General features: G+C 75.8%; 6 protein-coding genes. 5 read left to right on the forward strand and 1 reads right to left on the reverse strand.

Annotated features, from left to right (window positions below):
- Positions 1 to 29 precede the first annotated feature (29 nt).
- Genes EAD96_RS07775 through EAD96_RS07785 form a run of 3 tightly spaced genes read left to right on the forward strand, consistent with a single transcriptional unit; the run spans position 30 to position 3,986 of the window.
- Complete coding sequence (locus EAD96_RS07775) at positions 30 to 1,898, forward strand: glycosyltransferase family 2 protein (protein WP_121683751.1); 1,869 nt, start codon at positions 30 to 32, stop codon at positions 1,896 to 1,898.
- Positions 1,899 to 1,915: 17 nt separating this feature from the next.
- Positions 1,916 to 3,049 (forward strand): glycoside hydrolase family 26 protein, encoded by a 1,134-nt coding sequence (locus tag EAD96_RS07780; RefSeq protein WP_233585523.1) that lies wholly within the window; start codon positions 1,916 to 1,918, stop codon positions 3,047 to 3,049.
- 55 nt (positions 3,050 to 3,104) lie between these two features.
- Complete coding sequence (locus EAD96_RS07785; protein ID WP_147457851.1) at positions 3,105 to 3,986, forward strand: DUF1963 domain-containing protein; 882 nt, start codon at positions 3,105 to 3,107, stop codon at positions 3,984 to 3,986.
- Between the two features lie 13 nt (positions 3,987 to 3,999).
- On the opposite strand, the gene EAD96_RS07790 is transcribed toward EAD96_RS07785, so the two are convergent.
- On the reverse strand, positions 4,000 to 5,325 hold the full coding sequence (locus EAD96_RS07790; RefSeq protein ID WP_121683754.1) for an aminotransferase class V-fold PLP-dependent enzyme: 1,326 nt from the start codon (positions 5,323 to 5,325) through the stop codon (positions 4,000 to 4,002).
- A 134-nt stretch (positions 5,326 to 5,459) separates the two neighbouring features.
- On the opposite strand from EAD96_RS07790, the gene EAD96_RS07795 reads away from it, so the two are divergent.
- On the forward strand, positions 5,460 to 6,347 hold the full coding sequence (locus tag EAD96_RS07795) for an alpha/beta hydrolase (protein WP_121683757.1): 888 nt from the start codon (positions 5,460 to 5,462) through the stop codon (positions 6,345 to 6,347).
- Positions 6,348 to 6,442: 95 nt separating this feature from the next.
- On the forward strand, positions 6,443 to 8,961 hold a 2,519-nt coding region (locus EAD96_RS07800), incomplete at its 3' end, for an AAA family ATPase (RefSeq protein WP_147457852.1).

Here is an 8,961-nt window from a genome sequence, read left to right on the forward strand (position 1 = left end):
CTCCAGAGCCTGCAGACCATGGGGGAAACGTGGCCGTCGCCGCCGATACACGCCCGTCCCGCGCCACGACGGCCGGGACACCGGGCGCCCGCCCGATCGCGCCCGTCCCGCCCGGGACGCCGGCCGATCCGGACCGCCGGCAGCGCAACGTCCGCGCCCGCCTCGCGTACGCCCGCTGCGGCGCCACCGCCGGGCCGCTGCGGCCGCCCCGCTGCCCCGACGCGGCGGTCGAGTTCCGCCCCACCGCCTCGGTCGCCGCGCGGCTGGTCCTGACGCTGCTGGTGTTCGTCAACAGCGCCGCCGGACTGGTCTTCGTGGGCTGGCTGCTGCTGCCCCAGCACGTGCCCGGCCCCGGCGTCGTGGGGCTCGGCGGCTGGCAGACCGTCGCCGCCCGGCTAGCGTTCTGCGTCGTCGTCGGTGTCGAGCTGATCCGCCTGGCGCAGAACGTGGTGGTCTGGGTCTTCGCCTACCACGCCCGGGACCCGGTGCCGGTCGACCCGCCGGTCGGCCTGCGGGTCGCCCTGCTCACCACGATCGTGCCGAGCAAGGAGCCGATCGAGGTCGCCGAGCGGACACTGCGCCGGCTCCGGGAGATCGTCTACTGCGGCCACGTCGACGTGTGGATCCTCGACGAGGGCGACGATCCGGCGGTCCGGGCGATGGCCGCGCGGCTGGGCGTCCGCCACTTCACCCGCAAGGGCCGGCCCGAGTACAACCGGCCCGGCGGCGAGTTCCGGGCCCGCACCAAGTCCGGCAACCACAACGCCTGGCGGGCCGAGCACGAGCACCGCTACGACGTGGTCGCGAACGTCGACCCGGACCACGTGCCGCTGCCGAACTTCCTGGAGCGCACGCTCGGCTACTTCCGCGACCCGGACGTCGCGTTCGTGGTGACCCCCCAGGTGTACGGCAACATGCACCAGAACTTCGTCGCCCACGGCGCCTCGGTGCAGCAGTACCTCTACAACGGGCTGATCGCCCGCGGCGGCAACGGCCTGGACGCGCCGCTGCTGACCGGCACCGGGCACCTCTACCGTCCGGCGGCCTGGCGGACCATCGGCGGCTACCAGGACTCGATCATCGAGGACCACCTCACCAGCATCCGCGTGCACGCCGCCGTCAACCCGGCCACCGGCAACCGCTGGAAGGGCGTCTACACCCCCGACGTGGTGGCGCTCGGCGAGGGACCGACCTCCTGGGCGGACTACTTCAACCAGCAGAAGCGCTGGGCGGCCGGGATCTGCGAGATCCTGCTCCGGCGAGAGCTGCGCACGCCACGCGACCTGCCGTCGCGCCGTCGCTGGCAGTACCGCCTGCTCCAGTTCTACTACCCGAGCGTGGCCGTGAGCCTGCTGCTGGGCAACGCCGCCACCGCGCTGTACCTGCTGACCGGCGTCGACGCGGGACGGCTCGACCCGCAGGTCTGGGCGACGCTGTGGGGCTCCACCATCGGCACCTGGTTCCTGCTCTGGCTGTGGCTGCGCCGCTTCAACATCGCCCCGCACGAGCGGGAGGAGGTGGGCATGGTCGGCATGGCGCTCGCGCTGTTCGCCGGACCGGTCTACGTGGCCGCCGCGGTGGGCGCGCTGCTGCGCCGCAAGCTCGGGTTCGTGGTCACCGCCAAGGGCGCGCTGCGCACCGTCGAGTCGCCGCGCACGTTCCGGCTGCACCTGGGCTGGGCGCTCGCCGCCGCGGGGCTGCTCGCGGCGAGCTTCGCGCTCGACCACGACTACCCGCTGCTGCGGGTCTGGCCGGCGCTGACGCTGCTGACCGGGCTCGCGCCGCCGCTGATCTCCTGGGTGGAGAGTCTGCAGGCCCGCCGGGACCGGGCCGCCGAACCGGCCCGGGAGCCCCAGGTGGTGCCCCGGCCCGTGACCGACGGCGGTGTGCCGTGTTGAGGCCGACGCTGCCCCGGATGGGCCTGGCACTGGCCGGGTTGCTGCTGCTCGCGTACGCCTTCGTGGTGGCACCGGGCGCGTGGCGTGACGACCCGGGGACGGGCGCCTCGGCGCAGCGGCCCGCCCGGGCGACGCCGCAGGCCAGCACCGACGTGCCGGCCGCGGTCCTGCCGAGCCCGCGCGGCGGCCCGTTCCCCCCGGCCGGGCAGGCGTTCTTCGGGGTGATGACGGACAAGGGCCCGTACGACTTCGCGCCGGTGGACCGGTTCGCCGAGGCGGCCGGGCGGTCGCCGCAGGTGATGCTCTTCGGCGCCGACTGGGCGTCGGCCGCGTTCGACCGGAGCCTGTTCGACCGGATCGCCGAGCGGGGCATGATGCCGATGCTCGGCTGGGAGCCGTGGGACCACACGGTCGACAAGGCGGCCCGCCGCACCGGCCTGACCGACCGGCAGATCGACCGGCTGCGCGCCACCCAGCCGGACTACCGGCTGGCCCGCATCGCGCGCGGCGACTTCGACGCGTACGTGCGCTCCTGGGCCGACGGCGTCCGGTCGCTGGGCTACCCGGTGGCGATCCGCTTCGCGCACGAGATGAACGGCGACTGGTACCCGTGGTGCGAGCGGGCCAACGGCAACCGCCCCGGCGACTACGTCCGGGCCTGGCGGCACGTGCACGACCTCTTCGCCGAGGCCGGCGCCACGAACGTCACCTGGGTGTGGAGCCCGAACGCCCGCTGGGACAAGACCACCGCCGGGCTCACCGGCCTCTACCCGGGCGACGAGTACGTCGACTGGGTCGGCGTCACCGGCTACTACGGCAGCGGCGCGTTCACCAAGACGTACTGGTCGTTCGACCAGATCTTCGGCCCGACGATCGCGGAGATCCGCAAGGTCACCGGCAAGCCGCTCGTGGTCACCGAGACCGGCGCCGCCGACGCCGCCGGGCACAAGGCGCGGTGGATCCGGGACACGTTCCGCACCCTGCCCCGCTATCCGAACCTGATCGGGCTGATCTGGTTCGAGGTGGACAAGGAGAAGGACTGGCGCATCGCCGGCTCGCCGGCGGCGGCGACCGCGTTCGCCGAGGCGGTGGCCGCCGAGCGCTACGACGTGACCTGGTCACCGGCGGTGCGGCCGCGAGCCGGGCCCTGATCCCGCCCGTGCCGTACAGGCTCCATGTCGGACGGTGCGGCTACTCTCCACGATCATGAACGAGAGAGATCAATTCCGGCGGGCGGCGATCGAGCAGGGTGTGCCCGAGGACGAGGTGGCCCGCTTCGCGGAGCTGATCCGGTTCCAGATCCACGCCTGCCAGCGCGAGGAAGGTGTGCACGTCGGGCGGCGGGGCGGGCGGCCGCGGCTGCCGGTGGGCATGCCGTGGCCCACGTGCTCGGAGGGTTTCCCGTTGCCGTTCCTGCTGCGGCTCGACTGCGCGGCGCTGCCCCGGGTTCCCGACCTCGCCCTGCCGGCCGGCGGCACGCTGCTGTTCTTCCTCGACCAGGAGAGCGCACTGGACGCCTGCGGCATCGAGCCCGAGCAGGAGTTCGCGCGGGTCGTGTACGTCCCGGCCGGCGCCGAGACGGTGGACGGTGAGTACGTCGTGCCCGCCGACACCGAGATGGAGCCGTTCCTCGCCCCCGAGCACGAGATGTACGCGGGGCTCCAGGCGGAGCTGCCGGACTGGCTCGACCGCTCGGAGGAGTGGCTGAGCGCCACCCAGATCCAGCTCCTGCGCGACATGCCGCACCGCAAGGAGATGAGCGCGCTGCTCGAGCAGCTCTGGCCGGAGCGGAACTGGTGGCTGCCGGAGGACGTCTTCATCGGCGGCTACACCATCTCGGCGCAGGACCCCCCTGAGGTGATCATGGTGGATCCCGAGCGGGAGCGGCAGGCGAGGTCCCTGCCCCGCCCGGAGCGGATGGTGGCCCTGTACGAGGAACGGCAGCGGGTGATGCGCGAGTGGGTGCCACTGGCCCAGTTCGGCGTGCCGGACGAGGAGTTCGTCAACGCGCGGTTCCTGATCCGCCACGACGACCTCGCCGCCGGGCGGCTCGACAGGGCGCTGTCCTTCTGCGAGTTCACCGAGTGACGACCGTGCCGGCTCACACCAGCGTGCGGACCGCCCGCAGCGCCGCCTCCACGTCCTGCTCCCCGTTGGCGATCGTCGCGCCGAAGCGCAGGTACGACGGCCGGTAGGGGGTGCTGCTGGCGACCACACCGGCCGACCACAGCCGGTTCACCGCCTCGCCCACCGGCACGCCGGTCACCTCGCAGCAGACCACACCGGCTGACAGGTCGGCGGCGTGCGGCGTGACCAGCCGGACGCCCCGGATGCCGGCGAGCCCCTCCTTGAGCCGGTCGGCCAGCTCCCGGGTGCGCTCGGCGACCCGGGCCGGGCCGATGCGCCGGTGGAACGCGAACGCGTCGGCGAGCGCCCAGCGGTGCTCGAAGCTGTGGTAGCCGCCGGGCGTGTGCGCCGGGCCCGGCGGCACGGGCTGCCCACCCGTGCCGCCGGCGAGCCAGCGACCGATGCCGCGTCCGTCGAAGCTGGGGATCACCGGAGTCATCCGTGCCCACGCCCGCTCGGCGGCCCAGACCAGGCCGGTGCCGCGCGGCCCGAGCAGCCACTTGTGGCAGCCGGAGACCAGCACGTCGCAGCCGAGCTGCTCGGGCGTGGACGCGTCGGCGCCGAAGCCGTGCACCGCGTCGAGGCAGAGCAACGCCTCCGGGCTGCGCTCGCGTACCGCCTCGGCCAGCCGGCGTACCGGCAGCTTCACGCCGGTGCTGGAGTGCACCCAGGTCAGCGCCACCACCCGGGTACGCGGCGTGAGCGCCGCGGTGAGGCCCGCGACCATCTCGTCCGCCCCGGCCGTGGCCGCGTCGCGGTAGAGGCGGGCCCGGCGCACGGTCACCCCGTCGCGTTCGGCGCGCAACCGCAGCGACTCGTGGGTGGCGTAGAAGTCGTGCTCGGTGGTCAGCACCTCGTCGCCCGGTCGCAGCCGGATCGCGCTGTAGACCAGGCCGAGGCCCATGGTCGTGGAGTCGGTGAGCGCGATGTGGTCCGAGCGGGCGCCGAGGTGCCCCGCCGCCGCGGCGAGCACCGCCCGGTCCAGCCGTTCCTCGTTCGCGGCCAGGTAGCCGGAGGCGTCCCGGTCGAGGCCGGCGCGGTGGGTGGCCACGGCGGCCCGTACCGGGGCCGGGTGCGGGGCGAAGACGAACGTGGCCAGGTGCGCCCGGGAGCGGTCGAGCGCGAACTGGGCGCGGACGCTGTCCCAACTGGCCGGATCCAGGGCGGGCGCGTCGTCGGGCACCGCGGTCCCGCCCGCCGGGCGGTCCGGGTCGCAGCCGGTGGCCAGGCCGGTGACGCCCGCCGCCGCGGTCGCGCCGAGCAGGTGCCGCCGGGTCAGGCGCCGTCGGGTCGGATGCATGGGGTCAATCGTCCGCTGTGCATGTCACGGCCGGGTCACCGCCCCGGGACCGGTGATTTCACCGATGCGCGCCGACGGCCCGGACGCGGATGCTGACGCATGTCGATGTAATTCCGGCGCAAGGAGTGACCGACGTGCCCACCACCCGTTCCCGTACCCCCGTCCGTGCCCTCACCCGTCTCGCCGTGGCGGCACTGCTCGCCACCGGCGGCGCCCTCGCCGTCCCGGCCGCGGCGAGCGCGGCCAGCCCTTACGAGCGCGGCCCGGCGCCCACGAGCGCCATCCTGGAGGCCAGCCGCGGCCCGTTCGCCACCTCGTCGATCAACGTCTCCTCGTTGAGCGTGACCGGCTTCGGCGGCGGCGTCATCTACTACCCGACCAGCACCGCCGAGGGCACCTTCGGCGCGGTCGCCATCTCGCCCGGCTACACCGCCTCCTGGTCCAGCCTGAGCTGGCTCGGACCGCGGATCGCCTCGCACGGCTTCGTGGTGATCGGCATCGAGACCAACACCCGGCTGGACCAGCCGGACAGCCGGGGCCGCCAGCTCCTGGCCGCGCTGGACTACCTGACCCAGCGCAGTTCGGTGCGCGGCCGGATCGACTCCTCGCGGCTCGCCGTGGCCGGGCACTCGATGGGTGGCGGCGGCAGCCTGGAGGCCGCGGCGGCCCGGCCGTCGTTGCAGGCCGCCGTCCCGCTCGCGCCCTGGAACCTGGACAAGACCTGGTCCGAGGTGCGGGTGCCGACGCTCATCATCGGCGGCGAGACCGACAGCGTGGCGCCGGTGGCGACCCACTCGATCCCGTTCTACAACAGCATCCCGGCGTCGTCGGAGAAGGCGTACCTGGAGCTGGACGGCGCGAGCCACTTCTTCCCGCAGACGACGAACACGCCGACGGCGAAGCAGATGGTGGCCTGGCTGAAGCGGTTCGTCGACGACGACACCCGCTACGAGCAGTTCCTCTGCCCGGGCCCGAGCGGGTCGGCGATCCAGGAGTACCGCAACACCTGCCCCAGCTCCTGATCCCCACCGCTGTCGGGGTGGTCGCCGCGCGGCGACCACCCCGACAGCGTGTCCGCCTCTTTTCCGGCGGGTTGCCCATAGGTGACACTGGATGCATGGTTTCTGCATCGACAGTGCATATAGCCTTGTGGGGCCGGGACGACGAGTGCGACGCGATCCGCCGCCTCCTCGAACGCGACGACGGCGGCGCGCTGCTGTTCCACGGGCCGCCCGGCTCCGGGCGCAGCGCCCTGCTGGCGTACGCCCGCAGGTGGGCCGGGCAGCGCGCGGTGCTCGCCGGCGCCGGCCTGGCCGACGAGGCGACACTGCCCTACGCCGGGCTGCACCGCCTGCTCGACCCGGTGCTGGACGCGGACGCGGCCCTCCCGGTGCGGCAGCGGCGGCTGCTGCGCCGCGCGATCGGCGGCGACGGGTGCCCGGCCGAGCAGCGGCTGGCCCTGGCCGCGGCGGTGCGGTCCCTGCTCGCCGCCGTGGCGGCGGACCGCCCACTGCTGTGCACGGTGGACGACCTCGACACCGGCGATCCGCAGAGCGCCTGGACGCTCGCCGTGGTGGCGCGCCGGCTGCGCCGGCTGCCGGTGGCGATGCTGCTGACCGCGACCGCCCCGGCCACTGTCGACGGTGTGCCGGCCCACGGGCTGCGTCCGCTGGACGCCCACGAGTGCCACGCGATGCTCGCCGGACTGCGGGAGCGGCCACCCGCGCCGGTGGCCGCCGCACTGGCCGCGCTCAGCCGGGGCAGCCCGGCCGCGCTCGCCGACCTGGCCGGCACGCTCACCCCCGCCCAGTGGCGGGGCGAGGCGCCACTGCCCGACGCGCCGCCGGTGGACGGCGCGCTCGCCGCCGCGTACCGGGCCCGCCTGGACCGGCTGCCGGTGCCGACCCGGCGGATGGTGCTGCTCGCCGCGCTCGACCCCGGAGACGACCCGGGCACGCTGGTGCGCGCCGCGTGGGCGGCCGGCCTGACCGTCGAGGCGCTCGCCCCCGCCGAGGCCGCCGGCCTGCTGCGCACCGGGCCCGGCGGGGTGACGTTCCCGCACCCGCTCGCCCGCACGATGATCACCGCCGTCGCGCCGCTCGCCGACCTGCGCGCGGCCCACCTGCTGCTGGCCGGCACGCTCGCCGAGGGCGCGCTGGGCCGGGCGCTGCGCCACGCCACCGCCGCCGACTGTCCGTCCGACGTGCTCGCCGCCGAGCTGACGGCGGCGGTCGACGAGGTGCCGGACCGCGCCGCCGCGGCGGTCGTGCTGCGCCGCGCCGCCGAACTGAGCCCCGACCCCGGCCGCGCCGCCGAGCTGACCATCGCCGCCGCGCGATGTGCCTGGACCGCCGGCGACCCGGACCAGGCCCGAGGGTTGCTGCGCCGCCTGACCGCCGGACCGGCGCACAGCCGGGCCGACCTGCTCCGCGGCGACATGCAACTGCGCTGCGACGCGCCCGCCGCCGCGGTCGCCACGCTGCTGGGCGCCGCCGACGCGATCGCGCCGGCCGACCGGCGGGCCGCGCTGCTCGCGCTGGTCCGGGCCGGCGAGGCCATCTGCGTCACCGGCGACCAGTACCGGTACGCCGAGGTGGCCCGCCGGGCCGAGGCGCTGCGGCGGCCCGGCGACCCGCCCGAACTCGACCTGCTGGCCACGTTCGCCACGGGCGTCGGGGCGACGCTGCGGGGTGACCACGGGCGCGGCGGCCCGGCGCTGCGCCGGGTCGTCGTCATCGGCGGCCGGCTGACCGGGCCCGCGCTCACCCCCGGCGCGCTCGTCTGCGCCGCCGCGGCCGCCCTGCTGGTCGCCGTGGACGGTCCCGCGCACCGGCTCGCCGGCCGGGCGGTGGAGGTGGCCCGCGCACGCGGCCAGCTGTCGCTGCTGCCCCGGGCGCTGGAGCTGCGGGCCGTCGCCGAATACTGGCTGGGCCGGCACGAGGCCGCGGCGGAGACCGCCCGCGAGGGCGTACGCGCCGCCCGCGCCGGCGGCCAGCACGTGTGCGCCCAGGTGCATCTCGGCATCCTCGCCGTGCTGGCCGCGGTACGCGCCGACCGGGACGCCGCGCTGGCCCGGATCGCCGAGATCGGTGACGGGGCCGCGCCGGGGAGCCGGCCGGACGCGTACGCCCGCTGGGCGCTCGGCGTGCTGGACCTGATCGACGGCCGGTACGCCGACGCGGTGGCCCGGCTGTCCGCGCTGGCCCGTACCGGCACCGGCCGGGGGCAGGTGCTGGTCCAGGTGATGGCCACGCCGTACCTGGTGGAGGCCGCCGCCCAGGACGGCGGGCGGCCGGCCGCCGCGCTGGCCGTGTTCGACCACTGGGCCAGCAGCACGGCGAGCCCGTCGCGGCGGGCGCTCGCCGCGCGCTGCCGGGCGCTGCTCGCGCCCCGCGGCGGCCCGGAGGCCGAACGGGAGTTCCACGCGGCGCTGCGGTTGCACCCGGCCGACACCGACCGGTTCGAGCGCGCCCGCACCGAGCTGCTGTTCGGCCGCGAACTGCGCCGCCGGCGCCGGCCCCGGGACGCCCGCGCGCACCTGCACCGGGCCCGGGAGGCGTTCACGCTGCTCGGCGCGACCGTCTGGGCCGACCGGGCGGGGGAGGAGCTGCGCGCGGCGGGGGAGTCGGTCGGGCC

Origin of the sequence: Micromonospora sp. BL1, from assembly GCF_003667485.1 — a bacterium.
Classification (GTDB): Bacteria; Actinomycetota; Actinomycetes; order Mycobacteriales; family Micromonosporaceae; genus Micromonospora; species Micromonospora tulbaghiae.

What these genes read in the sequence shown, in the direction of transcription:
- EAD96_RS07780 (WP_233585523.1), top strand. Translation starts at nt 1,916, where the DNA reads ATGGGCCTGGCACTGGCCGGGTTGCTGCTGCTCGCGTACGCCTTCGTG.
- EAD96_RS07785 (WP_147457851.1), top strand. Translation starts at nt 3,105, where the DNA reads ATGAACGAGAGAGATCAATTCCGGCGGGCGGCGATCGAGCAGGGTGTG.
- EAD96_RS07790 (WP_121683754.1), bottom strand. Translation starts at nt 5,325, where the DNA reads ATGCATCCGACCCGACGGCGCCTGACCCGGCGGCACCTGCTCGGCGCG.